This window comes from Nakamurella panacisegetis (assembly GCF_900104535.1).
Lineage (GTDB): Bacteria > Actinomycetota > Actinomycetes > Mycobacteriales > Nakamurellaceae > Nakamurella > Nakamurella panacisegetis.
Genome location: NZ_LT629710.1, coordinates 3,934,189 through 3,960,079, shown reverse-complemented (window position 1 = coordinate 3,960,079; position 25,891 = coordinate 3,934,189). Strand labels below are relative to the sequence as shown.

The following is a 25,891-nucleotide window of genomic DNA, read 5'->3' as shown; positions in this document are numbered from 1 at the left end:
CTGTCATTTCACCTCAGTTGCGGACGTGGGTGGTGATGGAACGCTGAGGTGGATGGCGCACAGCTCAGGTTCGACGAACGGTGTCAAGGTGACCTCGGTAGGCGGTCCGCCGAGTTGGGTGAACGCGCCACGTAGCAGTCCAAGATGGATCCCACACACCACATCGGGTTGCTGCCGGGCGACGTCGCGGTAGGGGCAGCCGCGGAGTCTGATCTCCTGGGTCTTTCCCACGGATTCGATGGGTTCCGGTTGGAAACTCATGGCGGTCAGCATTGCGGTGACCTGGCGGGTGGCGTCAGCGTGGTCGACGGCACCGCTGGTCGGTGGGATCAGCCTGGCCGCCCACTGACGGCCGGCCTTCTCCGCTCGGCGGCGGCGGACCTGCGTGGACCCGCCGAGGTGTGCAGCGAGCAGGGCGGCTAACGGCTGATAGCCATCCTTGCCGGTGTCCGGCAGGGGCACGGCGGTGTATACCGTGCGGGGCCTGCCCGGGGTGCTGCGCGGCTGGGTCGCGGCGACGATCAGCCCTGCGGTCAGGAGCTGTTCGAGATGGAAGCGGACAGTGGTGACGTGCAGGCCGGTGGCCTCGCCCAGTTCGTACCCGTCCAGCGCTGCGGGGCTGTCGCGGAGCAGTTGCAGTACTCGCCGCCGCGGTGCGGAAGTGATCTGCCCGCCTTCAATGCTGCCGGGCCCGGCGGTCATGCGCTCGGTGGCGGATAGCGGGCCACCAGCGGGGTGTCGACGGCAAGGCGTCCCACCTTCGTAGCTCCGCCTGGGGATCCGAACGCTTCGGTCTGTCCGGGGAGTGGCTTTTCGAAGAAGTGGGTGTTGTCCGCGATGAAGGCCGACCATTCAGGCGGGACGTCGTCTTCGTAGAAGATCGCGTCGACCGGGCATACCGGTTCGCAGGCACCGCAGTCGACGCACTCGTCGGGGTGGATGTACAGGGCCCGGTCTCCCTCGTAGATGCAGTCGACCGGGCACTCCTCTACACAGGCCCGGTCCAGGACATCGATGCAGGGTTCTGCGATGACGTAGGCCACACGGTCACTTCCTTCCACGGTCATTGACGAGGGTCGTCGTCCAGCATAGTTTAGAGGAGCGCGCTCCTGAATATTAGCTCGCGACGTCGTCGTGATGAAAGCATGCGGCCGGCTTCCCTTCACGTATCGCATCCAACGCCACCCATGGGCCGGCCGGCCGGATACAGCTGGAGGAACGGATGGCTACCAAAGTCCCCCGACAGGGAACTCGCACCGGTGTCGGACATCGAGCGTGCACCAATCCGCGTCGGTCCGGGTCGCGGATCGTGGTCGGAGTCGACGGCTCCCCTTCCTCGATCGAAGCGGTGCGATGGGCCGCGCACCATTGCCAGGTCATCGGAGCGCAACTGCAGGCCGTGATGAGCTGGAGCCCCGGCACCGTTGAGACCTCGCCGCTCGGGCCCGAGAGCGACCCGGCCGCGGATGCCCGCGACACGGTGAGCATCACCCTTGACCACGCATTGGGTGCCCGTGCAGACACGGTCGAGGTGCGAGTCGCCCAGGGGTCGCCGAGCGAAGTGCTACTCGATGCCGCGGCTGGGGCGAACATGCTGGTCGTCGGCTCTTCCGAACGCGCCCGAAACGACAGGTTCATTTCCGATTCCATCGGCGGCCACCTGGTTGCGCACTCGTTGTGCCCCGTGGTGATCGTGCGCTGCGCGCACCTGCGGTTCCATTCCGGCCCGGACGAGCGCGATGGCCTGTTGGAGTCGTGGGAGTACACGGTGTGGCCGGCCCACCGATGAGCCTGTCCGGAGGGGACCAACAAACCCTGGAGCACAGAGAGCGCGGGCTCCTGCACTCGCACGTCGCCGACTGCCTCACCACCGGCCCGTTCTGGCCACCCTGGCCATTGCCGCCGAGCCCCCGCTTCGTCGCGGGAAGCATCGCCCCGATCGCGGGCGAACGGAAGGATACGAGATGACCGCTGTGGCACCGCGTCCGGTGGTATCTCGTGTGTATCCGGGCGGCCGGACACCCCCGGGGAAGAAGCTATTGGGCTATCTGAAGACCACCGATCCGAAGGTGATCGGGGTGATGTACATCAGCACCTCGATCGTCTTTTTCATGGTCGGTGGGGTGATGGCGTTGCTGATGCGGGCCGAGCTGGCCCGGCCCGGCCTGCAGTTTTTGACGCAGGAGCAATACAACCAATTGTTCACCATGCACGGCACGATCATGTTGCTGTTCTACGCCACCCCGATCGTGTTCGGATTCGCCAACTATGTGCTGCCGCTGCAGATCGGCGCCCCGGACGTGGCTTTCCCACGGTTGAATGCGTTCTCCTACTGGTTGTATTTGTTCGGCGCGTTGACCGCGCTGACCGGGTTCGTCACGCCCGGCGGAGCGGCGGCGTTCGGGTGGACCGCATACACACCACTGTCGAACGCGGTGAACTCCCCGGGCGTCGGCGGCGACCTGTGGATCATGGGTGTCGCCATTTCCGGGCTCGGCACCATCCTGGGTGCGGTGAACATGATCACCACGGTGATTTGCCTGCGGTGCCCGGGGATGACGATGTGGCGGATGCCCATCTTCACGTGGAACGTGCTGGTCACCGCGATCTTGACGCTGATCGCGTTCCCGGTCCTGACCGCGGCCCTGCTCGGGTTGGAGGCTGACCGAAAGTTCGGATCCCACGTGTTCGACCCGGCCAACGGCGGAGCCATCTTGTGGCAGCATCTCTTCTGGTTCTTCGGCCACCCCGAGGTCTATATCGTGGCGATCCCGTTCTTCGGCATCATCACCGAAGTCATCCCGGTGTTTTCCCGGAAACCCGTTTTTGGCTACCGCGGCATGATCTACGCCACCCTGTCCATCGCAGCGTTGTCTTCTGCGGTGTGGGCGCACCACATGTTCGCCACCGGCGCGGTGCTGCTGCCGTTCTTCTCGTTCATGAGTTTCATGATCGCCATCCCCACCGGCATCAAATTTTTCAACTGGATCGGCACCATGTGGAAAGGGCAGATCACCTTCGAGACACCGATGCTGTTCGCCGCCGGGTTCATGGTCACCTTCCTGTTCGGCGGACTGACCGGCGTGATCCTGGCCTCCCCCGCCTTGGACTTTCACGTCACCGACACCTATTTCGTCGTTGCCCATTTCCACTACGTGCTGTTTGGCACCATCGTGTTCGCCACCTTCTCCGGGATCTACTTCTGGTTCCCGAAGATGACCGGCCGCTTTTTGGACGAGCCGTTGGGAAAGCTGCATTTCTGGCTGACGTTCGTCGGCTTTCACACCACCTTCTTGATCCAGCATTGGCTGGGCAACATGGGCATGCCGCGTCGCTACCCGGACTATCTGCCCACCGACGGGTTCACCATGCTCAACACCATCTCCACTATCGGGTCGTTTGTGCTGGGTTCCTCGATGCTGCCGTTCGTCTGGAACGTGCTGCGCTCCGTACGCTACGGAGAGGTGACCACCGCCGATGACCCGTGGGGGTACGGCAACTCCCTGGAATGGGCCACCAGTTCGCCGCCGTCGCGGCACAACTTCACCTCCTTGCCCCGGATCCGCTCCGAACGCCCGGCGTTCGAACTGCACCACCCGCACATGGTCGCCCGGCTCCGCAGTGAAGCCCACCCCCACCGGGACTGGCACGGCCTGCAGGACCTCGAATCCAGCACTCCTGTTCAGGGCATCGAACCCACGATCGACGCCACCTCACCGACGGCTTGACCCACTCCACGTCCCGAAATCCACTCACGGCTTTCAGCCCGAGGCCCCGCAGGAAAGGACACGAAGATGAAACGACGCGACTACAGGTCGCAGATGCCCCCGCGCGAGGAGCGACCAGTCGCCTGGACGCCGCGCGTTGAGATGCAAGGAATCACAGGAGCTGCCCGCCCGCCGCGGATCGTGGTAGGGGTGGACGGTTCGGCCGCGTCGATCGACGCGCTGCGCTGGGCAGCGCGACGGGCAGAGCTCACCGGAGGCACGGTCGAATCGGTGATCAGTTGGCAGCTGCCCCTCTACGGCGCCGAGTTCGGCGCGGCCGAAGTCGACTGGGCCGGTACCGCCCGCGAAGCGCTGGGCCTCGCCGTCTCGCAAGCTCTCAATGCCGGCTGCTGCGTCATCACGCGGGTTGTGCGCGGCCCTCCCGTGGACGTCCTGCTCCAGGCCGCCGCCGGAGCCGATCTGCTGGTCGTCGGCACACGGCGGCTCGGCGCGCTGCTCCGCATCCTGTCGCAATCGGTGAGGAAACGCGTCGTCGCGCACGCCACCTGCCCAGTGGTCGTCATTCATCACCGTCGACCGAAACCTGCTGGCCGGCCACGAGCACCAACCGCCAGCCCCATCAGGGTTGACGATGACTCACTTCGACGAGTTGACCCGGGACCCGGCAGCTGTATGGCTCTCCGCGCACGAGCGAGGAATCCTCGACCAGCTCGAACTGGTATTCACCGACCGCCGACCGTCCGCCGGGCCAGCCCTGACCCGCCGACCGGGACGTACCTCTGCGCACCCGTCCCCGCTGCTGCTCGGACTACTGCCAATCACACTCCTGCCCAGCATGGTCCCCATCGCCACAGTGCTGGGTGCCCTCGCCAGCGCCAGCGGACGGCTACTGCTGGGCAGTGCCCTCTATCTGCTGTGCTCCGGACCCGCCGATCCGGGACCGGCATCCGATCGGCACACCGACAGCGGCCGGACATGACCTCCGGCGCGCTGTGTCCGGTCGGACAACGGGTCATCGGAAGCACCCGACCGATCGGCAGTCGACGGGGATCTCCGGGGAATGTCGACAGCCAGATGGTGTTTGCGGCGATGGACCCGACAGCCGCGTCCACTTTCGCCGCGTTCGGCCAGCGACAAGAAGGCGGGAACCAGTACTTTCAGACCATCGAAAATCCGGTCGTGCCGACACGACGCTACACTTTCGCGCGCTCCCACGCGGAACTGAGTAGGCGATTACGGTAACCCCGATCCGAACGACGGAAAGCTGCCGACTAAGGTATAGTGATAGTAAATACCTAGACGGACTGCTCGACTGTTGCGAAATCACCGCAGCAGAGCGTCCCCGTATCACCTCGCGCGCCGGGAACGACACGTGCAAGCTGCAGCCACCACCACGTTGCACGCCCGCCCCGCCTGCCCGCCCCCCGTTCCGGTAACCCCGGTCCGGGGGGCACCCAGCCACCCCATCGCCTCAGCAGCGACCGCAACACCCGGGCCAGTGTAAAGGAAACGACATGACAGCACCATCGAAAGCCAACGAATCAGGCACATTCGTCCTCGAGTGCACCGGAACGCCACCCGCCGAAAGACCATCAGGGCCAGCGGCGGGCACCGGCGGAGTCTTCGCGACCCAAGGTAGTCGGGTGGTGTGCCGATAGCACCGCACCCACCGGATTGTCCACGCCCGGGTGCGTCCATCGACGGGCAGGGGCGCATCGTGACGGCCGAATTGCTCCGGTACGGCGACTGCTGAACGAGCAGCGGCTCAGCCGATCCAGAAACGCAGCAAAGAAAGTAGAAAAGGCGGAAATGGTCCCTCACCGTGACCACATTCCGAGCGCTGGTGCGGAGAAACACTCGTGCTCTCCGATTCCGTCCGCGACGCTTTCAGCAATCCAGAAATACCGACTCGGCAGGCTCAACATTTTGTAACAGCAAGAGCATGGCTAGAACATGAAAGGTGATGCGATCATGGTTCAGACAGCATCGAGCGCACGGGCCCATCGACGGGCCGTGAAGGTCGAACGCAGAACCGGCGCCCCATGGATACCGTCCCCCCGATCGGCCCTCCGAGAGTCAGGCCCGACACCGCCGATCTCACCAGCTCACATCACCGAGTTGGCCCGACGCCGGAGCCTCGCCGAACAGCAAACCACTGACATCGCGGCCGGCTGGTAGCCCCGACCGGCTACATCGCCACCCGCGCCACGGCCCGCGGACTCGCCCCAGCGCCGCACGCCGTGGCTCCTCACCGTCGCCCGGACTTCAGCAAGCCAGATCGATTCTCGCCCTGCCCCCCGAATGGCACCGAACTCATCGGAGATGAACCATGGGACAAAATCTCGCTCGGAAACTGATCGGCGCACACCTGGTCTCGGGTCAGATGACAGTGGGTCAGGAGATCGGGCTGCGGATCGATCAGACCCTCACCCAGGACGCCACCGGCACCCTGGTGATGCTCGAACTGGAGGCCATGGGGCTGGACCGCGTCCGCACCGAGGTGTCCGTGCAATACGTCGACCACAACTTGCTGCAGACCGACAGCAAAAACGCCGAGGACCACGCGTTCCTACAATCGGCGTGCCAACGTTTCGGACTATGGTACTCCAAGCCGGGCAACGGGGTTTCCCACCCCACCCACATGCAACGCTTTGGGGTCCCAGGCAAATCCCTGGCCGGTTCCGACAGCCACACCCCGGCCGCGGGCTCGCTGGGCATGCTGGCGATCGGTCTCGGCGGCTTGGAGGTCGCCACCGCGATGGCCGGCGAACCGATCTACCTGCAGATGCCCACCATCTGGGGCGTGCGGCTGACCGGCGTGCTGCCACCCTGGGTGAGCGCCAAAGACGTCATCCTGGAGATGCTGCGCAGGCACGGCGTCAAAGGCGGCGTGAACCGCATCATCGAATACTACGGGCCCGGCCTGGCCGGGCTCACCGCCATGGACCGGCATGTGATCGCGAACATGGGCGCCGAATTGGGTGCCACCACCACGGTTTTCCCGGCCGATGACCAGGTTCGAGCGTTTCTGAGGGCCGAACAACGCGAGCACGACTTCGTGGAAATACTCGCCGACGCGGACGCCACCTACGACGCCGACGACGAGATCGATCTGGCGCAGTTGGAACCGCTGATCGCGTTGCCCAGCTCACCCGGCAATGTCGTCCCGGTCCGCGAGGTCGACGGCCGCAAGGTGGCCCAGGTCGTGATCGGTTCGTCGGCCAACCCGGGCTTGCGCGATTTCGCCGTCGTCGCCGCCATCGTCCGCGGGCGGCAGACCCACCACGACGTGTCATTCGACGTCAACCCCTCTTCCCGGCAGACCCTGCAGGAGCTGACAAGAATGGGTGCCACCTTCGATCTGCTGGCCGCCGGCGCCCGGCTGCACCAATCCGGGTGTATGGGCTGTATCGGCATGGGCCAAGCCCCCACCGTCGGCGGCAACAGCCTGCGCACCGTCCCCCGCAACTTCCTCGGCCGCTCCGGGACGGTCGACGACTCTGTCTACCTGTGCTCACCCGAGACCGCCGCCGCCGCCGCCGTCACCGGGTACATCACCGACCCTCGCGACCTTCCGCGGCTGCTTGGCATCGCGTATCCGCACCTTGACCTGCCCACCCAGTCCAGCGTCAACACGGCCATGCTCGAGCCACCGACGGAATCCCAGATCGGACTTGTCGCCCTGGTGAAGGGCCCGAACGTCTCGTCCTTGCCCTCCTTCGGGCCGTTGCCCGACCGGATCGAAGCGCCCGTCGGCCTCAAGGTCGGCGACGACGTGTCCACCGACGAGATACTGCCGGCCGGAGCTCGGGTCCTGCCCTACCGCAGCAACATCCTCAAACTGGCCGAATTCACATTCGGCGCACTGGATGACACCTACCCGAGCAGGATGAAGGCCACCAGGGACGGTAGCGGCCATATCGTGGTCGGCGGCGCAAACTACGGGCAGGGATCCTCCCGGGAACACGCCGCGATCACCCCCCGTTACCTCGGTCTGCGCGCCGTACTGGCGGTGTCGTTCGCCCGCATCCACTGGCAGAACCTGACGAACTTCGGAGTCCTCGCCCTGGAATTCCTCGACCCCGGCGACTACCAGAAAATCGCCGCCGGCGACGTCCTGATCCTTCAGGACATCAGGTCAGCGCTGCGCTCCGGCGACACCGCCATCAACGTGCACAACGCAACCCGTGACCAGCACTACACAGTCAGGCACCGGCTCTCCGATCGGCAAATCGCGATGGTCCTGGCCGGCGGGCTGCTGCCCTGGCTGCGACAACAGAAAGGGGGCGCTTTCGAGGAGCCCAGTAGCAGCACACCGACATCAGTTTGACCGTCACGAATCTCGTCTTCACCCGGCGGCACACCCTCCACGATCAGCCAGAAACAGCGCTCCCTACCGTGAAAGTTCATACCCCAAACAAGGGCGGTGAGAATGTGAACCTCGAACGCGACGCGCCCAGCTGCGCCGATCCCCGGCTGGCCCAGCACCGGGCCGGCCGTACCGCCCGCGACGAGGGTGGCGACCCGGCGTGCTGGCTGGCATGGACCTGCCAAGAATGCGGCGCATTCGTCGGCGCGGACCCACCCGAGATCTGCCCACGCTGCGGCGAGCGCCTTGCCTGACCGCGGCACTCCATCACAAACAGGAGGTTCATCGATGAGCGTCCACCCCACGGTGCAGGTACGCCGGATCTACGCCGAACCTGCAAGCGACGACGGCGTCCGAGTACTCGTGGACAGGCTGTGGCCACGAGGCATCAGCAAGTCAAAAGCGCATCTGGACGAATGGTGCCAGCAGGTCGCTCCCTCCACGCAGTTGCGCACCTGGTATCGGCACGACCCGGCCAAGTTCTTCGAGTTCGCCAGCCGGTACCGAGAAGAACTGGGCGAACCCGAACGGGCTGACGCCCTGGCCCACCTGCGGGACTTGGCCCAGCAACCGCTGACGTTGCTCACCGCGTCGAAGCTTCCCGCCATCAGTGAGGCCGCCGTGCTGGCCGACCTGTTGACCTCACAACCCACCACAACCACTCCCCCCAACCGGCCGCCGGAGCGATTGCCGGCCGCAGCCCCGAACACGTTTTCGCCAGCATCCAACGGTCAATCGACCAGGCCGGCGAGTACCTCAACCAATTGCCCTCCGCCGCGTTCTACCGCACCCCCACGTCCCAGCAGAAACGACGCACCCCAATAAATGACGCTGCGAGTTGACTGTACCCTGGCCGGCAACAGCCACCCCGGCCGCCACCGTGGGTGCGCCGGCTGGAAGGCCGGCCGGTGCACCCACGGTCGACCGAGATTCGCACCGCGCCCTGATTGGCCCATGGGGGACGATCCGCTCGACTTCATCACGGTCTGCAGTCCGCTTGGCACTTGATGTGGTGGCCTGACGAACGGTCAGATTGAGCTGGGCTGCTTCACCGCGACCTCGGTGACGATCTCCGCCCGGAGCGGAGCAAGGGTGGCCCCGATTTGATCGATGAACTTGGCGGGCACGCCCAGACCGGCGAGGGTGTCAACGATATGGTTGACCACAGCATCGAAGTCAGCGTCGGCGATGTGGAGTCCGGCGTGTACGGAAGCCATGTCACGTCCTACGTACGGCTCGGCGCCCCGGCCGCGGCAGCGATGAATCGCCGTTGATGCGACTTGAGCTTGTGCATGTCGATCTCCGAAAGGAACGGTGCCAGTTGGGGTCTGCGAGGATGCGAACGTAGAAGTCGTCGACCGCTGCGCGGACGGCCGACGCGCCGCCGATGTTCTCATAAATGCTCATAGTTTGCCCGACTCTCTTGCGATGGCTCTGAGGGTGGATTGCTATTCCGGTGGTTCCGCAGTTGTTGTGCAACTGCGGTCACCCTAGGGACGGGATGTTGCCTCCGTCGTTCCCCCTGGAGACACCCTCGTGTCGTTCTCCGCACAGCTCCGCTGAGGTCGTTGTACGCTCGCGGTCCTGGGCGATGCGCGGGTCAGCGAGACCCCGGCCGCGTTGGCGCCCGTTGGAAAGGGCCCGAGGTCCTGCACCTCGACCTCCTCCCCCCGACCTACCGGACGGGCGACCGTCCGCTCTCGGCTGCCAGGGCACCGCCGGCCACACCGCCCGCCGGCGCGCTGGCGATCGGCAAGCAGATACCAAGTGCGTCGGTGAAGGCCGTTGCCAGCAGTACTGTTTCGTCCTCCGAGAATCGCTTGACGGCGAGCCTCGCCGGACGATGGCTCCCACTGGTTCTCTTTTCGCGACCCAGAAGGCATAGACCATGACAGCCGCGACGGATTGCTGGTGCGGTGCCCTCGGCGGCAGCCGCGCCCCCGGCAGCGCCCGAAGGCGCACCCCGCCCATCAAACGGCCCAAGAGTGTCGGCCGCAGCGTCGAGGGTGACGGTTGACCGCAGTCGCAGTCAAGTCACCGGGGACGAACGGCGCATCGGGTCTGCCCCGAGTCCGGCTGGTCTTCTGGGTGTGCGTGGAGGAACCCCTTGCCACGCACACCCAGAGCTGACTTACCCGAGCTGCGTTCGAACTGTGGTGGTCGCGGCGACCATGTTGCTCAGGCTTGCTTGTACTTCGCGGTATCCGCGGGTCTTGAGGCCGCAGTCGGGGTTGACCCAGAGCCTTTCTGGTGGAAACTCTTTGACGATGCGTGCAAGTCGGGCGGCGATTTCTTCCGTTGCGGGCACTCGTGGGGAGTGGATGTCCCACACGCCCGGCCCGATGTCGTTGGGATAACCGGCTGCGGCGAAGTTTTTCACGATGGCCATGTCTGATCGGGCGGCTTCCAGGCTGATGACGTCGGCGTCCATCTCGGCGATGGTCGGCAGGATGTCGTCGAATTCGGCGTAGCACATGTGGGTATGAATCTGGGTTTCGTCGTCGGCACCGGAGGTGGTGAGCCGGAACGCCTCTACCGCCCACTTGAGGTATTCGGCGCGGCCGGCGGCCCGTAGCGGCAGGGTTTCGCGGAGTGCTGGTTCATCGACCTGGATCACGGTGATCCCGGCCGCCTGCAGATCCTGGACTTCGTCCCGCAACGCGAGGGCGACCTGCCGCGCGGTGTCCGCCAGGGGCAGGTCGTCGCGGACGAACGACCAGGCCAGCATGGTGACCGGACCGGTCAGCATCCCTTTGACCGGTGCGGCGGTGAGGCTTTGCGCGTAGGTGGCCCATTGGACGGTCATGGGTGCCGGTCGGGAGACGTCGCCGACGATGATCGGGGGTCTGATGTAGCGGGTGCCGTAGGACTGCACCCACCCGTCGGTGGTGGCAAGGAACCCGGTCAGCTGCTCGGCGAAGTATTGCACCATATCGTTGCGCTCCGGTTCGCCGTGGACCAGCACGTCCAATCCCAGATCGGTCTGCTGTGCTATGACGGATCGGATTTCGGCGCGCATGGCCTCGTCGTAGGTGTTCGCATCGATCTGACCGGACCGCAGCAAGGCACGGGCTCTTCGTAGCTCGCTGGTCTGCGGGAAGGATCCGATGGTGGTGGTCGGCAGGGCCGGCAAGACCAGGTGGCTCTGTTGCGCGATGTGTCGCTGCGGGTAGCGGCCTGTGCGGTGCAGGTCCGCGTCGGTGACAGCGGCGGCGCGGCGGCGGACCGCGTCGACGAAGACGATCGGCGAGTGAGCCCGCTCGACCAACCGGGTTTCGCTGGCCATGAGCTCGGCGACGGTGGTGCGACGGGCAGCGTCAAAGCCGGCGGCGAGAAGGGTGATCTCGTCGAGCTTCTGCCGGGCGAAGGCCAACCAGGTGCCGATCTGCGGGTCGAGGTTTCGTTCCAGGGCGAGGTCGATGGGGACGTGCAACAGCGAGCACGATGCGGCGACGTCGACCTGGTCGGCCAGCCCGCGGAGAGCGGCGAGGGTGTTGAAGGCCTCGGTCAGGTCGGTTCGCCAGATGTTGCGTCCGTCGATGATGCCGGCGACCAGCCGTTTACCCGGTAGACCGCCGATCGCGGTGAGATGGATCAAGTTCGCGGCTGCAGGTCCGGTGAAGTCCATTGCCAAACCGTCGATCTCGGTGGCAGCCAGCACCGGGAGTGCGTCGCCGAGCTGGTCGAAGTAGGTGGCCAGGAGCAGCTTCGGGCGGTCCTTGATGGCGGCGAGAGTGCGGTAGACGTGATCGACCTGCGCCAGGACCGCCGCCGGTTGGTCGATGACCAGGATGGGTTCGTCGATCTGTACCCACTGCGCACCAGCCTGGTGCAGACGGCCCAGGAGCTCGGCGTACAACGGGACAATCCGCTCCAGCAGGGTCAGTGGATCGAACTGGGCGTTCCGGCCGGGTGCGGCTTTCGCCAGTTGCAGGAAGGTGAGAGGGCCGAGGATGACCGGCCGGGTGATGACTCCGGCGGTTTTGGCCTCCAAAAATTCGGCGAGCGGCTTGCTCGGGTCGAGGACGAACACGGTGTCTTCGCCCAGCTCGGGGACGAGGTAGTGGTAGTTGGTGTCGAACCACTTCGTCATTTCCAGCGGAGCGACGATGGCGGCACCGCGGGCCATCGCGAAGTAACGGTCCAGCCGACCGGCCGGTGTCCTCACATCAGGCACGGCGTCGACGTGCCGGCGGGGAATGGCTCCCAGCATCCAGGCAGTGTCCAGAACGTGGTCGTACAGGGAGAAGTCGTTGCTGGGAACTTCGTCGAGCCCGGCCTCACGCATGTCGGTGAGGCGTTGGAGACGCAGGTCGCGGGCCGCGGCGAGCAGAGTGTCGGCGTTGCTGCGGCCGGCCCAGTAGGCCTCCACCGCCTTTTTCAGTTGCCGGTGCGGGCCTTGCCGGGGATAGCCGTACACCGTCGCGGTGCTGCCGCTGCGGCTGCGGGTAGCGGTCGGGTTTTCTGACACGAGAACTCTCCTTCGCGAATTCACTGTGACCGCGCGGGATACGCCCGGTGCGCCGATCCGACTGCCGCGCACTTCGGGATGCGGATTCGGTGATGCGTCCAGGGCCTACCCAGGAGGTCACAACCAACAGTTCCGCGGCTGCGGAACAGACATCTAGTAGGTCTTCGGGCACGGCTGGCAACGTCAGGACGGTCAGCTCACAGATCGGCCGCAAGCAAGAAGGCAACGCCTACTCGGGTTGAGAAGGGTTCCTGTGTCCGGTGTTTCGTGCGTCATTGGGCGATGAATGATTCCAGTGGTCTGCCGGGATCGGCCAGGTGATCGGGTAGGACGGGTGCTCCGGCGCGGATCAGCGCCTGGATCTGGTCGGTGACGTCCCAGATGTTCACGTTCATCCCGGCCAGTACTCGGCCTTCGCGGAGCCAGAACGCGAGGAATTGCCGCTGCGCGACATCTCCCCGGAAGACGACCTGGTCATAGCCGTCGGGTTCGACGTAGCCCACGTACTCCATACCGAGGTCGTATTGGTCCGTGTAGAAGTACGGTATGCGGTCGTAGGAGACGTGCTGGCCGAGCATCGCCTTGGCCGCAACCTGTGGTTGGTGCAGTGCATTGGCCCAGTGTTCGACCCGAATGTGTTTGCCGAGCAACGGATGGAAGGCGTTGGCGACGTCGCCGGCGGCGTAGATGTCGGGATCGGAGGTCTGCAAATGCTCATCGACCAGGATCCCGTTGTCGACGGTCAGTCCGGACTGAAGGGCCAGTGCGGTGTTGGGGGCGATGCCGGCTCCGATGATGACTGACTCGGCCTCGATCCGGGTCCCGTCTGACAGGCGGATGCCGTCCACGTGGCCGTGGTGGCCGGTGATCTCGGCGATCTGGACGCCGAGGCGTAGGTCAACACCGTGGTCGAGGTGGAGGTCGGCGAAGACCTGCGCCACTTCGGCGCCGAGCACACGTAGCAGCGGAAGCGGCGCGCTGTCCAGGACGGTGACGTGCACATCTGCGGCACGCGCGGCCGCGGCGGTTTCCAGCCCGATCCACCCGGCGCCGATGACAGCGACCCGGCCGGTGGTCTGCAGCATCGTTTTGATCGAATCGCTGTCCCTCATCCGGCGCAGGTAGTGCACCCCGTGGAGCTCGACACCAGGAAGTGGCAGCCGCCGCGGTGAGGACCCGGTGGTCAGCAGCAGCTTGGCGTACCGGACCTGGCTGCCGTCGGCCAGCGATACCCGGTGGGCGTCCCGGTCGATGCCCACCGCGGCAAGGTCGAGGCGCAGGTCGATATTGTTGTCGAGGTACCACTGCCGTGGGTGCAGGTAGACCGTTTCACGGGCGGCGTTGCCCAGCAGGTAGTCCTTGGACAGCGGGGGCCGTTGATAGGGGAACTCGATCTCGTCGCCGATCAACACGATCCGTCCGGGAAAGCCTTCCTCACGAAGGGTCTGCGCGGCGCCGGTGCCGGCCTGGCTCGCCCCGACGATCACAAACCTTTCCTCTGTGGCCATGGTCAGCTCTCCTTTGAGTCGGCGGCAGGGTCTTGAAGCTGCAGCGCACGGCCCAGTTGGTGGCCCAGTGCACTCCAACTCGTGTCGAAGGCGGCGACGGCCTGGTCCTCCAGGGTCTGCACCACGTCGTCGTAGTCGATCCCGACGCTGCGCAGGCTGTCCAACGTCTTTTGGGCGGCGTCGCCGTAGGGATGTATCGAATCCGCAGGTACCTCACCGTGATCGGCCACTGCACGCAGGGTGCGCTCCGGCATCGTGTTGACCACGCCCGGAGCGACCAGCTCGACGACGTAGCGGGTGTCGGGGTAGGTCGGGTCCTTCACCGACGTCGAGGCCCACAGCGGACGTTGCGGGCGGGCACCGGCGGCAGCCAACGCCTGCCACCGCGGCGAGGAGAAGACCTGCTCGTAGCGTGCGTAGGCGACCCGGGCGTTCGCGATCGCCGCCCTACCTCGCAGTCGAGCTGCCGCTGCGGAGCCGATGCGCTCCAGCCGCCGGTCCACCTCGGTGTCCACGCGGCTGACGAAAAATGAGGCCACCGACGCGATCTGGGACAGATCACGCCCGGCCAGATGAGCCGCTTCCAGCCCGTCGAGGAACGCTGCCATGACCTGGTCGTAACGGTCCAGCGAAAAGATCAAGGTGACGTTGATGCTGATCCCCTCGGCCAAGCACGCCGAGATGGCCGGAATCCCCTGTCTGGCTGAGGGAATCTTGATGAACAGATTGGGCCGGTCCACCAGCCACCACAACGCCCGCGCCTCGGCGATGGTCGCTTCGGTGTCGTAGGCCAGCCGGGGATCCACCTCGATCGACACCCGCCCGTCCAGGCCCTCGGTGGCCTCAAATACCGGTCGCAGGACATCGCAGGCCCGGCGCACATCGGAGGTGGTCAACGCCCGCAGCGCCTCGGCAACGCCCACGCCGCGGACCGACAAGTCGTGGATCTGTGAGTCGTAGGTCTCCCCATCGGCGATCGCCGAGGCAAAGATCGTCGGATTGGTCGTCACTCCCACCACGTGGCAGGTGCGGACCAACGTCGCCAAGCTGCCCGACTCGAGGCGGTGCCGGCTCAGGTCGTCCAACCAGATGGAAACACCCGCGTTGTTCAGCTTCGACAACGGGTCTGAATTCATGACTTATCCCTTCAAGCTCAGGGTGGAACAGGACCCAGCGGCAGACGGACAGGAAGGTGGGTCGGCACTCTCGCCCCTCGGTGAGCGGTTAGCCATGGCGGCCCCCGGAGGAGGGGCGTGGCACGGCGAGGGCGAAGAATTCAGCGCGGGAGGCGGCGTCTTCTCGGAGTTGACCTCGAAGTGCCGAGGTGGTCGTCCTCGTACCGGCGGCCTGCACCCCCCGGATCGTCATGCACAGGTGCTCGGCCTCGATGATCACGCCGACGCCGCGGGGGTTGAGGTTCACGAACAGCCAGTCGGCGACCTGTTGGGTCAACCGTTCCTGGACCTGGGGGCGGCGGGCGAACAGTTCGACGACCCTGGCCAGCTTGGACAGGCCAAGAATGTGCGCGCCGGGAAGGTAGGCCAGGTGGGCGACGCCGACGAACGGCAGCACGTGATGCTCGCAGACCGAGTGGACCGGGACGTCACGGACGACGACGAGTTCGTCGTAGTTTTCGTCGTTGGGGAAGGTGGTGAGGTCGAACGGCCTCGGCCGGAACAACTCTGAGTATGCCTGCGCCATGCGGCGTGCCGTGTCCCGCCGGCCTTCGGTGGCCAGGTCCACTCCGAGCGCGGTCAGGAAGTCCGTGGCGGCCCGCTCCGCGGCGGCCAGGTCAACGTGCGCCGGGGGGTGGACGACCCGCAACGGAACGCGTCGTCCGCCGCCAGTCGCTGCAACGTCCAGCTGCGCGGATGTCACCGGGTCCCTTCCCCAATTTCGGCGGGGTTGTTGGCGCTGCGACGGGCCGGGCGGAAAGCAGACGCCAGCCGGGCCAGCGCGAGGGCTGCGATGAACAGGCCGAAATCGCGCAGGGCGACGTCGTAGAAACCGGGCAGCAGCAACATGTTGACGATGATGCCGGCCAGCCACGCTGCGACGACATACCCGCCGATGAGCGGCCTGACCGCGACCAGTAGTCCGGCGACGATCTCCACCACTCCGACCACGAGCATCGCCTGGTGCGCGTTGCCCGGGACCAGGTCATCGATTCTCGGGGCGAGATAGTGCTCCCAGTTGGTGAGCACGTTGAAGAACTTGTCGAGGCCGAACACCACCGGCGCGACGGTGAACACCGTACGCAGCAACAGGAACGCCTGGAAGGTGGGATCGTGTCGGTCAACCGGCCGGGTCGTCGGCGCGGTGGTGATCGTGTGGGTGTGCATCGTTGCCTCCACGTGTAAGGGATAGTATGACTGACGTTAGAAGGCTAACCTTCTTAAGTCAAGTGCTGTTTCCGTTAGAGAGGGGTGAGCGGTGGATCCGGACGACTTCGCGGAGCGAGTGTCGGGGGTGGCGGCCCTCGCCGACCCGATCCGTCGTGACCTCTATCTGTATGTGGCCGGCCAACCCGAACCGGTCAGCCGGGATGCGGCCTCCGCCGGGGTGGGAGTGCCGCGCCCGACGGTGAAGTTCCACCTGGACAAGTTGGTCGAGCAAGGGTTGTTGGCCACCGAGTTCAAGCGGCTGTCCGGGCGGACGGGGCCCGGCGCCGGGCGGCCCACCAAGCTGTACAAGCGGTCGGCGCACCAGGTGTCGGTGTCGCTACCCGAACGTCGCTACGACCTCGCCGGCCAGCTGATGGCGCGGGCGATCGACGACTCCACCCGCGACGGGACTGCCGTCGTCGGGTCGCTGCACCGGGCCGCCGCCGACCTTGGGGTCACCGTGGCCCAGACGGTCCGCGCGGAGGCCGGCCCGACACCCACCGAGGCGCAGGTGGTCACGTCGATGTGCGCTGCCCTTGCTCACTACGGCTACGAGCCTCGGCGCGGACCCGGAATCATCACGCTGGTCAATTGCCCGTTCGACGCACTCGCCCGTGAACACACCAAACTGGTCTGCGGGATGAACCTGGCGCTGCTCGATGCCACAGCACGACACAGCGCGGCCACCCTGACCGCGAGGCTTGACCCGGCCGCCGGCCGCTGCTGCGTGGTGCTGGACACCGGACCAGCCGCCTGACAAACGACCGGAACCGGTGCGGTCGCCGCTCACCCCGGTGTTCGCTGCCGGCTCGGGGCACTGCCGATGCTCAGCGCAGGACGCCGCTGATGCACCGAGAAGTAGCTCAACCCGAGTGCGCCCGCTGTGATGGATCGCTGCGACCGGCGCGGCAGCCACACCAGTGCGTCGACAACCAAAGGCACGGTGCCGGTCTCGGTCAGCAATTCTCCGTCGCCTTCCACGATCACGATGAGGACGTCCAGATCAGGTCCGATGTGTTGGGCGATCTGATCCCCGGGCGGCAGATGGACGACGTTCGCATCCAGTTGCCGCTCACCGACCTCCAGCCTCCACACGGCCCCGCCAGCATCGGCTGCCGTCGCGTTGGTCACCACCGCTCGAACGTCGCACAGCTTTCGTGGCAGATCGGTGGAGCTGAGTTTGGTGATTCGGATGCGCCACACCGGACCGGATTCGAGATATTCCCACCCGTAGGACTCAGGATGATCACGGTCGAACTCCTGCCTCAAATGCCGGGGATCGTGGCCGTTGATGAGTACGAACGATTCAGCGACCGGGAGCGCCGCGAATTCTTCGAAGATCTGCCCGTGCCGTTGCGGCTTCGGAACCTGCCGCACATCCAACTCGACCATGGTCATCGCCCTGACCTTCCCTCGTCATTTGACTATTCCTACATGTGCATTTTGTGTAAACTACCACCATGGAGCCGCCGAAGCCAGGCCAGGATCGCCGACCGGACCGCCGCCAACTGATCCTGGACATGGTCCGGGCCTCGGCCACCCCGCTGAGCATCCCGGTCATCGCCCAGCATCTCGGCGTGCATGTCAACACGATCCGTTTTCACCTCGACGCCCTGACTGCTGCCGGGCGCGTAGAGAAAGTCCTCGGCGATATCGCCGGTCCGGGACGGCCACCAATCCTGTATCGGGGCCGCCGTGACATGGACCGAACCGGACCGTCGAACTACAAACTGCTCGCCACCATGCTGACCAGCCACCTCGCCGCAACCGGAAGCACGGCCGCCGCAACCGCGACGGAACTGGGCAGAAACTGGGGGCCCTACTTGATCGGCCCATCCGCGCCCGCCAGCACGACAAGCAGCAGCGCGGCCGTCGCCCGATTGACAGCCCTGCTCGATGAACTCGGATTCGACCCGGACACCACGAGCAGTCCCCCGGTCAATCAGATACGTCTGCGACATTGTCCGTTCCTGGACCTGGTCGGCGATCACGGCGACATCATCTGTGCCCTGCACCTGGGCCTCATGCAAGGAGCGATGACAGCATTGACCGACGGTGTCGCCGTGGAACGGCTCGACCCGTTCGTCGAGCCGAACCTGTGCATCGCGCACCTGAGGGTGACCGCCACCGACGGTGGCCGCAGCCGTTCTGGAGCACGGATCGATGTGCCGGCCCCTGCTGCTTCCCGCCGTCGGTTCCCCCCATCCGGACATGCACACCCCGCCACAGAAAGGTGATGCCCAAAATGGTGAACGAGATATCGAACATCCAAGCGCTCGACGGGCAGACGTACCTAGCCTCCGTCACCGATGAAGAGGCAACCGTCGACATCCGAATCAGCGTCAGCGCGGCCGGGCTTGAACGCATCGGAATGGCGGCCGGTGATGAGCCGCGCATCGTGCGGGAAACCCTGGCGTACCTGCTGGACCGCCAACGCGCCGATGAACTACCCGACACCCTGGACCTGGAAGACGTCATCGCCGCCTACGACGACTACACCGATGACATCCACCGACGGGTTGCCCGCTCCGCCCAACGTTGAACACCTCACCTGAAGTTGTTCGACTGGTTGGGACTCTCCGGAACAACTCTGGCCACGGTGATCACTCCGCCTACTGCCTATCCGCAAGGTGGTCCGGCGGGACCCGACCGACCGAGTACCCGCGGCGCGACCATCCGACGGCAACGTTCGCCGTCTGTCACACCACTCGGAACCGGGCACTGCGGGCCGCTTCTGGCCGCCGACCAGCTACCCGCCGTCGCTGGCCGGGTCGACCGGTGCGGTGACTGCACCACTGTGCGCAGCTCGGAGGTTGTCCAGGATCGAGCTGAGCTCCAGCCAGCCGTAGAACGGCCAGCGATAACCGCTGCCTTCCTGGAGCGTTCCTTTGATGGTGCCGTCGGCCGCCTCGAGATGCAGCAGCACGTCGAGAGAAGTCGGCAGGGGCATACCAGACACAGTGGCCCGTCTACGGCCCGGCGCGCCCCAGGGGGCACCCTAGGATCGTGTTGAGCGCTGGGGTGTCGGAGCGCCCCGGTCGACTGGCCGGATGCCGGCCGCTGTGGGGAGCTGTGATGGCCGGAGGTGAGGGAAAAGTGCTGGGTTCTGGTCCTCCTGTTGACCGCGACAGCGAACTGGCCGCCCTGGCTGCGGTGCTGGATGCAGCCGGCGGCGGTGCCGGGGAGAGTGTGCTCGTCGAGGCAGCGGCAGGACTGGGTAAGTCGCGACTGTTGGAGGAGGCGGCGACATTCGGGCATGCCCGCGGCCTCACGGTGATCCGGGCCAGAGCTAACCTGGGCGACCGGGATTACCCGTTCGGGTTGATCCTGCGGCTGTTCGAGCCGTTTCTGGTCAAGCTGTCCGCCGATCGGCGTGCAGCGGTGTTCGCGGGCTCGGCGGAACTGGCGGTGCCCTTGTTGGCTCCCGCGGGCCGAATGCCGACGGAGGGTGATGGAGCGATCCGCCCGCAGGCCGCGGTGCTGCACGGTCTTTTCTGGTTGGTGCTCAACATCGCCGCGCAGCGTCCGGTGCTGCTCACCGTGGACGACGTGCAGTGGGCCGATGAGGCGAGCCTGCAGTTTCTGCTGTACCTGGCGGAGCGGATCGAGGACCTGCCTGTCGCGCTCGTTGCCGCTGCCCGACCGCGGCGCTCGCCGGAGGCCGCCGTGCTGACTGCGCTGCGTTACAGCCCCGCCCAGACCCGGCTGTCGCTGGCACCGTTGTCCGTCGCGGGAATGACGGAATTGGTGCACAGGAGCCGGCCCGCGATGGACCCGGTGACCTGCGCGGCCTGTGTCGAGGTGGCCAATGGAAATCCCTTCTACCTGCGAGAGACGTTGCTGTCGCTGGATGACGCCGCTCCGGATTTCACGGCCGAGCGGATCCGGGATCTGGGTGGCGCGTCACTCGCCCGGGTGGCCCTGTTCCGGTTGTTGCGCTTGGGGCCGGGGTCCGTGTCGTTGGCCGGCGCGCTGGCCGTACTCGGCGAGCAGAGTCCGCTGGCCGTGGTGGCGCAGCTGGCCGGGCTGAGCACCGGCGATGCGGCAACGGCGGCGGACGAGTTGGCCGATGAGCAGTTGATCTCCTCCGGCGTTGAGTTGGAGTTCCTGCATCCGCTGATCGGGCAGTCGATCTACGCGGAGATCCCACCGGCCAGGCGCGCCGTCGACCATGCCGCCGCAGCGGTGTTGTTGCGCCGGTCGGGCGCACCGGCCGAGCGGGTCGCCACCCAGTTGTTGGCCTCGCCCGCCGGGATGCTCGACTGGGCCGTCGCCACGTTTGAGTTGGCGGCGGAGCGGGCGATGGCGCAGGGCGCCCCACACAGCGCCGCCAGATACCTGAGCCGGGCAGTCATCGAAGCAGGGGGCGACACGGCGAGGCGGGTCGCGCTGCTGATCGCCCTCGGCTGCGCACAGACGGCGGCGGGCCTGCCGGCGTCGGTGGAGAACCTGCGGGCCGCGTTGGCGGAACAGCGTGACCCGATGCGCTGGCTGGAGGTGGCCCGGTTGCTGTCGCGGGCGTATGCGCACAGCGGGGAACATCAGGTTGCCGCGCAGGTGCTCGAGGAGGCACTGGAACGCGTCGGGCCGGGCACCGAGCAGCTGCGGGCCGGCCTGCTCGCCGACTATCTGACCTATTCGGCGTTCTCCACCGAGCAGCGGCAGCGGTCGATCACGCGTGTCACCCCGCTGCTACGGGAACCTCCGGACAACTCCTCGCCGGAGTCACGGTTGATACTGGCCGCGTTGGCGATGCGGTCCGGGCAGTCCTGGCAGCCGAACCCGCAGACGATCGACCTGGCCTATCGGGCCTGGGACAGCGGTGCGCTGCTGGCGACCGAGGGACCGGATGGGTCCGGTTGGCTGATGACGGCGTGGGCCTACGAGCTGGCGGAGGACAGCCCGGCAACGTTGTCGGTCTGCGCCGCGGCCATCGCCGCGGCCCGGGTCGTCGGATCAATCGATGCGTTCGCGGCCGGGAGCTACTTCCATGGTTACGCGAGCCTGCGTTTGGGGCGCATCATGGACGCCGAGGCCGACGCAGACCAGGCCATCGAGGTGGCCGGCAACGGCCGGCACCGCTACCTGGTGTCGTCACTAGTGCTGCGCGCCAACGTATCGATCGAACGTGACGATCTCGCCGCGGCCGAGCAGGCGCTGCGTGCGGCGGAGAAGTTGACAGACAGTCGCAGCATGCTGGACCTGCCGTGGCTGCTGGACTCGCGGGCCAGGTTGGAGTTGGCCAGGCACCGGCCAAGCGCGGCGCTGGAGCACTTCCAGCAGGCCGGGGCTCATCTGATGCAGGAGTTGAAAGTCGAGCACACCGTGCTGCCGTGGCGCTCGGGTGCCGCGATGGCTGCGCTGGCCGTCGGCGACACTGCGCAGGCACAGCAGCTGGTGTCGGACATCCTCGCGGTTGTCGAACGCAAGGATGCCTTGATCACCCGTGGACGGGGCCTGCGGGTGCAGGGGCTGCTGCTGGGTGGCTCGGCCGGTCTGGCGTTGCTGGCCGACAGCGCCGAGCTGCTCGCCGGTACGTCGGCGGAGCTGGAATACGGATATTCCCTCGCCGAACTGGGCGCAGCGCTGCGGCGGGCCGGCCACCGCGTGCAGGCGCGGCGGCCGCTCACCCTGGCCAACGCGATCACCGCACGACTGGGTGCCGAGTTGCTGGGTCGCCGGGTCCGTGACGAGCTCGCCGCCGCCGGCGCCCGCCCGCCGGCACCGGCCAACCACCGCACGCTGACCCCCAGCGAGCATCGGGTCGCCGACCTGGCGTTGCAGGGCCTGACAAACAACGAGATCGCCCAGGCACTGTTCGTCACCCCGAAGACTGTCGAATACCACCTGCGGCAGATTTACCAGCGTCTGGGTATTGGCCGCCGCCACGAACTGGGCGCCGCGATGGCCCTCATCGGGCCGGATCTCCCGCCCAACTGAAGCTGTTGATCAGCTGATCGAGGTCGCCGGCGACTGCCATGGCGACACCGGAGGGGTGGCCATCCCACGGTCCGGTGTCCGGGTCCCATGGTTGATACGGCCCGATCGCCTCGCCGACCAGCGCGACGTCGCCCTTCACCGAGGCCATCACCACCAAGGACTGCGGTTGGTAACTGCCGTCCGAGCTCTGCGGGATGATCTCGTCCACCTCGCCGTAGCCGAGCTGGTAGCCGACCATCGCGTTGGTCAGCTGGTACCGCTGGGTCGCATTCGGGTAAGCCTGCTGCACCAGCGCGGTGACCACTTGCTGCGCTGTTCGGCCACCGGCCGCCGTCCCGAACATCCGCAGCGCACCACCCGCACCGGTCAGTCGTTCATCGGTGACACCCGAGGCGTCTGTGCCCGCGTGCCAGTCCGGCGATTCCGGGTAGTACTCCACGGTGAAGGAGTTGTCCGCTCCGGCGAACACCGGCAGTCCGTCCTGCGGGGTGCCCTGCGGCGGGCTGCCGCACTGCGGCGGACAGTGGTAGATCGCCACCGCGGGGGCGACCAACGCCGCGATGCCGGCCACGGCACCGATGGCCACCAAGAGTCCGATCCCCAGGAACAGCAAGACCCGTCGGTGCGAGGTGTGACACGCGATCCCGGAGCCCGTTACCGCAGGCGTCATCGACATCGCCGGGTAGGTCGGCATTTTCACGGTCACGGCAGATCCCCTCTGCTGGTCGGGTCAAGAATCTCGACGGTCCGGTCCAGCCGCAGCGCGGCTCGGGAAGACCGGGACGTTGCCCGCCTGGCGACGCCGCAGTGCGGACAGAACGGCATTTGCGGCACCAGGTTCAGGCACTGCTGACAGAAGGCCGGCGGGCCGGGCACGGGAGGGTGGTGTTCGTGCAGCAGCATCGCGTGCATGCCGAGCCGGAGCCCGATGAGCAGCAGCACGCAAACAGCCGCATGCAGCCCGAACAGGCCGACCTCGGCGGGCTGCCACAGATCGATCAGGCCGAGGCCCGCGTAGAGCGCCACGATGACGGCCGCCGCGACGACCGGTGAGGTGAGGATCCGGCCTGGGTGCACCGGATCCCGCCGGCTGACCCACAGGGCTGCGCCGAACAGCCCACCGGCGCAGGCGGCGGTCAATGGCACGGTCACGCCCTGCAAACCGGCTTCCACCAGCAGGCCCTGCACCGGACGACCATGCGCCACCAAGCCGGCCTTCAGTTGCGGTGCCAACCTGGTCACGGTGGCGGCGGCGGCGAACGCGAGAGCCGCGGCCGAACCGAGCACGAAGCCGTCCAGACCCTCGGCGTCTGCCCGCCGGCGCAGCCGCCACAGGGCTATCGGCAGCAGCATGACGATGACTCCGCCGACCGGGATGGCGATCCCGACCGTCCAGATCTGTTCCTGATTCCGACTTCCGCCGAGACGATCGCCGAAGGAACTGGCCACCGGGTTGGCCGTGAGTTGTGACCACCCCCAGCCGAGCAGGGCGCCGAACGCGGCGATGCCGATGACGACGCTGCGGGACAGATCGGCATAGACGTCCGATTCCTGTAGATACAGCTGGAACAGCAGCGGGAATCCCACTGCGCTGACCGCGACCACCGGTGCCTGCAACCGGAATACGGCGAGCAGGGCCAGCACGACGACGAGCATGGCCAGTCCGGCCCGGAACGGCGCGTGCGAGCGGTGCGGTAGATGCGGGAACAGTGAGCTGACCACCGACAGCCGCAACACGTGTTCCTGCGGTGCGGCGGCGTAGGAATGCAGACGGCCTCGGCGGCCGCCGATGTAGTGACCGGCCAGGTGATATCCGCAGGCACCGCAGTAGGCACCTGGTTGCGCCTGCTCACCACACCCCGGGCAGGCTGGCGCTGAAGGTGAAAGCCCTTGCGCCGATTCGGGAGTCGTCATGAGCCACCCCTTTCTACGGTCAGCAGATCCTGGCTGAGGTTCCACACGTCAGGACTGCCGATGCCGGTGACGAGGTCATAGCCGGTCCCGGCCAGATCGACCGCGTTACCGCCCAGCAGAATGTCGTGAAAGGCTGGCAGGGCCGCCCCGTTGGTTACCCGGTAGAGCAGCGGATTGAGCGCACCGAGGACCTGCCCGCCCTGCGCGAGAAGATACTGATCCATCAGGACGGTGAACGCGGCCCACAGTGGCGTGGCCAGGGACGTTCCGCCCCCCGGAGATACACGGCCGGCGATGACGTTGCGCAGACCGGTCGCCGGGTCGGCCAATGCAGACACATCCGGCAGCAGCCGGTGGGTCTGGTCGCGGGCCGCGGCGACGCCGTCGGTCTGCTGCCAGGACGGCCGCGGGAAGAGCCCGGATACGCCGCCGCTGGAGCCTTGCGAGAGTGCCGAGTAGTCCCAGGCCTGCTCACCGAGCCAGCGGCCGGACACGTCGACCGTCAGACGAGTGCCGCCGACGGCCGTCATCGCCGGCAGCGAGGCCGGCATGCCGACTCCCACGTCCGGTGGCGTCGGCGGCCCGGCGATATTGTTGTTGGCAAATCGGCACTCGAGCGAGCCGGTGTCGCCGGTGGAGGCGAACGCCGAGGTGCCGTGCGCCTGGGCGTGCACCAGCTCTTCCTCGAGCGGTTCCAGATCGGCGGTTGTATACAAGCCTTCGCAGTCCGACAGCGACAGACTCCAGATCGCCCCCGGGAACTGCTGGTCCGCCGAGCGGAACGCCGAGCTCATCACCGCGGCCAGAGATCCGTCGCCGAACGAGAGCAGGTTGACCACCACCAACCGCGCGCCAGGAGCCACGGCGTGCACTGCCTCCAGATCCATCGGAGTCTCGCCGCCCTTTGCCGGCGGGCCCGGCATGCCACCGACCAGCACCGGTGTGAAGTCCGGCAGCCCGTTCGCGGTGGAGAAGGCATCGAGATCGGCTTGGGAAAACCCGTCGAGCTCGAAGAAGACGACGGTCGTGCCCTGACCGGTGTACCCGGCGGCAGCCAGCGGACCCACGTCGTACGCCGTTCGCAGCTGCGCAGCGCTGAGCAATCCGTCGGACGACCCGCTCGCCGCCGGGGCGCCGGCCGCACCGGCGGTCGCCGCCCCCACCCGGTAGTTCATGATGCGCCCGACCGCGCTGACCTCGCCGGCCACCTCAGCAGGCACCGGGATCGACTCCCCTGTCGCATAGAACCGCTGGCCGTCGTGGGCGCGATAGTCATGCACCGGGACCCGGAACGCCTGGGCGAGGGCCGCCGCCGACCCGTGGATCGACGCCCAGTCATCGCCCGGGTGCCAGTCGACGCTGACCCCGTGCTGGCCGGCCCAGGCCGACAGCACCTGCGGGCGGTCGCGCCGATGCAGGCTCACCACCGCACCGACGTTCGCATCGACGGCGGGCCCGAGGTCGGTCGAACTCAGCAGTAGCGCGGCAAGGGGCCCACCCACCTGCACTACCTCAACAGCGGTCGGGTCCGGTTGGCTGCAGCCGGCCGTTGTCACAGCGAGCACGCCGCTGCACAG

The 25,891-nt window shown here is 66.6% G+C and carries 23 protein-coding genes and 2 pseudogenes; 11 read left to right on the top strand and 14 right to left on the bottom strand.

The features are described from left to right. Positions 1-3: 3 nt before the first annotated feature. Both BLS97_RS17850 and fdxA read right to left on the bottom strand, forming a co-directional pair. A complete protein-coding gene (locus BLS97_RS17850) occupies positions 4-702 on the bottom strand; it encodes a helix-turn-helix transcriptional regulator (protein WP_090478502.1) in 699 nt (232 codons plus the stop codon). Next, positions 699-1,043, bottom strand: coding sequence for a ferredoxin (gene fdxA / locus BLS97_RS17845; RefSeq protein ID WP_090482546.1), 345 nt, complete (start codon positions 1,041-1,043; stop codon positions 699-701). The genes BLS97_RS17850 and fdxA overlap by 4 nt, the downstream gene beginning before the upstream one ends. Positions 1,044-1,222: 179 nt before the next feature. On the opposite strand from fdxA, the gene BLS97_RS17840 reads away from it, so the two are divergent. The 6 genes and pseudogenes from BLS97_RS17840 to BLS97_RS17820 form a co-directional block, all read left to right on the top strand. Beyond that, complete coding sequence (locus tag BLS97_RS17840) at positions 1,223-1,789, top strand: universal stress protein (RefSeq protein WP_090478498.1); 567 nt, start codon at positions 1,223-1,225, stop codon at positions 1,787-1,789. 175 nt (positions 1,790-1,964) lie between these two features. Next, positions 1,965-3,728 (top strand): aa3-type cytochrome oxidase subunit I, encoded by a 1,764-nt coding sequence (gene ctaD, locus BLS97_RS17835; RefSeq protein ID WP_090478494.1) that lies wholly within the window; start codon positions 1,965-1,967, stop codon positions 3,726-3,728. 66 nt (positions 3,729-3,794) lie between these two features. Then, positions 3,795-4,235: pseudogene (locus BLS97_RS24590) on the top strand (universal stress protein); the annotation flags it as partial. A gap of 124 nt (positions 4,236-4,359) precedes the next feature. Continuing rightward, positions 4,360-4,707, top strand: a complete 348-nt coding sequence (locus tag BLS97_RS23975; RefSeq protein ID WP_231988174.1) for a hypothetical protein — start codon at positions 4,360-4,362, stop codon at positions 4,705-4,707. Positions 4,708-6,057: 1,350 nt separating this feature from the next. Continuing rightward, a complete protein-coding gene (locus tag BLS97_RS17825) occupies positions 6,058-8,058 on the top strand; it encodes an aconitate hydratase (RefSeq protein ID WP_090478490.1) in 2,001 nt (666 codons plus the stop codon). Positions 8,059-8,385: 327 nt separating this feature from the next. After that, positions 8,386-8,745: pseudogene (locus tag BLS97_RS17820) on the top strand (DUF488 domain-containing protein); the annotation flags it as partial. Between the two features lie 380 nt (positions 8,746-9,125). Here the strand turns inward: BLS97_RS17820 and BLS97_RS23600 are convergent. The 7 genes from BLS97_RS23600 to BLS97_RS17790 form a co-directional block, all read right to left on the bottom strand. Continuing rightward, on the bottom strand, positions 9,126-9,314 hold the full coding sequence (locus BLS97_RS23600) for a globin family protein (protein WP_197676254.1): 189 nt from the start codon (positions 9,312-9,314) through the stop codon (positions 9,126-9,128). A 1-nt stretch (position 9,315) separates the two neighbouring features. Beyond that, positions 9,316-9,504, bottom strand: coding sequence for a globin domain-containing protein (locus BLS97_RS24585; protein ID WP_197676253.1), 189 nt, complete (start codon positions 9,502-9,504; stop codon positions 9,316-9,318). Positions 9,505-10,228: 724 nt separating this feature from the next. Continuing rightward, positions 10,229-12,568, bottom strand: coding sequence for a 5-methyltetrahydropteroyltriglutamate--homocysteine S-methyltransferase (gene metE / locus BLS97_RS17810; RefSeq protein ID WP_090478479.1), 2,340 nt, complete (start codon positions 12,566-12,568; stop codon positions 10,229-10,231). 272 nt (positions 12,569-12,840) lie between these two features. Next, a complete protein-coding gene (locus tag BLS97_RS17805; protein ID WP_090478476.1) occupies positions 12,841-14,076 on the bottom strand; it encodes an NAD(P)/FAD-dependent oxidoreductase in 1,236 nt (411 codons plus the stop codon). Between the two features lie 2 nt (positions 14,077-14,078). Further along, positions 14,079-15,212, bottom strand: a complete 1,134-nt coding sequence (tal, locus tag BLS97_RS17800; RefSeq protein ID WP_090478471.1) for a transaldolase — start codon at positions 15,210-15,212, stop codon at positions 14,079-14,081. Between the two features lie 88 nt (positions 15,213-15,300). Then, entirely contained in the window at positions 15,301-15,954 is a 654-nt protein-coding gene (gene folE, locus BLS97_RS17795) for a GTP cyclohydrolase I FolE (protein WP_231988173.1), read from the bottom strand. Further along, on the bottom strand, positions 15,951-16,418 hold the full coding sequence (locus BLS97_RS17790; RefSeq protein ID WP_090478465.1) for a hypothetical protein: 468 nt from the start codon (positions 16,416-16,418) through the stop codon (positions 15,951-15,953). The genes folE and BLS97_RS17790 overlap by 4 nt, the downstream gene beginning before the upstream one ends. 91 nt (positions 16,419-16,509) lie before the next feature. On the opposite strand from BLS97_RS17790, the gene BLS97_RS17785 reads away from it, so the two are divergent. Next, positions 16,510-17,217 carry a helix-turn-helix transcriptional regulator gene (locus tag BLS97_RS17785; protein WP_090478460.1) on the top strand — a complete coding sequence of 236 codons (708 nt, stop codon included), beginning with the start codon at positions 16,510-16,512 and terminating at the stop codon, positions 17,215-17,217. 29 nt (positions 17,218-17,246) lie between these two features. Here the strand turns inward: BLS97_RS17785 and BLS97_RS17780 are convergent, their stop codons facing one another. After that, positions 17,247-17,801, bottom strand: coding sequence for a DUF2249 domain-containing protein (locus BLS97_RS17780; protein WP_407938066.1), 555 nt, complete (start codon positions 17,799-17,801; stop codon positions 17,247-17,249). On the opposite strand from BLS97_RS17780, the gene BLS97_RS23970 reads away from it, so the two are divergent. The 3 genes from BLS97_RS23970 to BLS97_RS17770 are packed head-to-tail and all read left to right on the top strand — an operon-like array spanning position 17,703 to position 19,002. Beyond that, entirely contained in the window at positions 17,703-17,972 is a 270-nt protein-coding gene (locus BLS97_RS23970; RefSeq protein ID WP_231988603.1) for a hypothetical protein, read from the top strand. The two genes, BLS97_RS17780 and BLS97_RS23970, sit on opposite strands and share 99 nt — an antisense overlap. Next, complete coding sequence (locus BLS97_RS17775) at positions 17,921-18,697, top strand: helix-turn-helix transcriptional regulator (RefSeq protein ID WP_157695507.1); 777 nt, start codon at positions 17,921-17,923, stop codon at positions 18,695-18,697. The genes BLS97_RS23970 and BLS97_RS17775 overlap by 52 nt, the downstream gene beginning before the upstream one ends. An 8-nt stretch (positions 18,698-18,705) precedes the next feature. After that, positions 18,706-19,002, top strand: coding sequence for a hypothetical protein (locus tag BLS97_RS17770; RefSeq protein ID WP_157695506.1), 297 nt, complete (start codon positions 18,706-18,708; stop codon positions 19,000-19,002). A 207-nt stretch (positions 19,003-19,209) separates the two neighbouring features. Here the strand turns inward: BLS97_RS17770 and BLS97_RS23005 are convergent, their stop codons facing one another. Beyond that, positions 19,210-19,410, bottom strand: coding sequence for a hypothetical protein (locus tag BLS97_RS23005; RefSeq protein WP_157695505.1), 201 nt, complete (start codon positions 19,408-19,410; stop codon positions 19,210-19,212). Between the two features lie 125 nt (positions 19,411-19,535). On the opposite strand from BLS97_RS23005, the gene BLS97_RS17765 reads away from it, so the two are divergent. After that, positions 19,536-22,400 (top strand): helix-turn-helix transcriptional regulator, encoded by a 2,865-nt coding sequence (locus BLS97_RS17765; RefSeq protein ID WP_090478446.1) that lies wholly within the window; start codon positions 19,536-19,538, stop codon positions 22,398-22,400. Here BLS97_RS17765 and BLS97_RS17760 read toward each other — a convergent pair. Genes BLS97_RS17760 through BLS97_RS17750 form a run of 3 tightly spaced genes read right to left on the bottom strand, consistent with a single transcriptional unit; the run spans position 22,372 to position 25,816 of the window. Further along, on the bottom strand, positions 22,372-23,106 hold the full coding sequence (locus tag BLS97_RS17760) for a hypothetical protein (RefSeq protein ID WP_090478441.1): 735 nt from the start codon (positions 23,104-23,106) through the stop codon (positions 22,372-22,374). The genes BLS97_RS17765 and BLS97_RS17760 overlap by 29 nt on opposite strands. Continuing rightward, positions 23,103-24,314, bottom strand: coding sequence for a zinc ribbon domain-containing protein (locus BLS97_RS17755; RefSeq protein WP_157695504.1), 1,212 nt, complete (start codon positions 24,312-24,314; stop codon positions 23,103-23,105). The genes BLS97_RS17760 and BLS97_RS17755 overlap by 4 nt, the downstream gene beginning before the upstream one ends. Continuing rightward, complete coding sequence (locus BLS97_RS17750) at positions 24,311-25,816, bottom strand: S53 family peptidase (RefSeq protein WP_157695503.1); 1,506 nt, start codon at positions 25,814-25,816, stop codon at positions 24,311-24,313. Before BLS97_RS17750 ends, BLS97_RS17755 begins: the two co-directional genes overlap by 4 nt. Positions 25,817-25,891 lie beyond the last annotated feature (75 nt).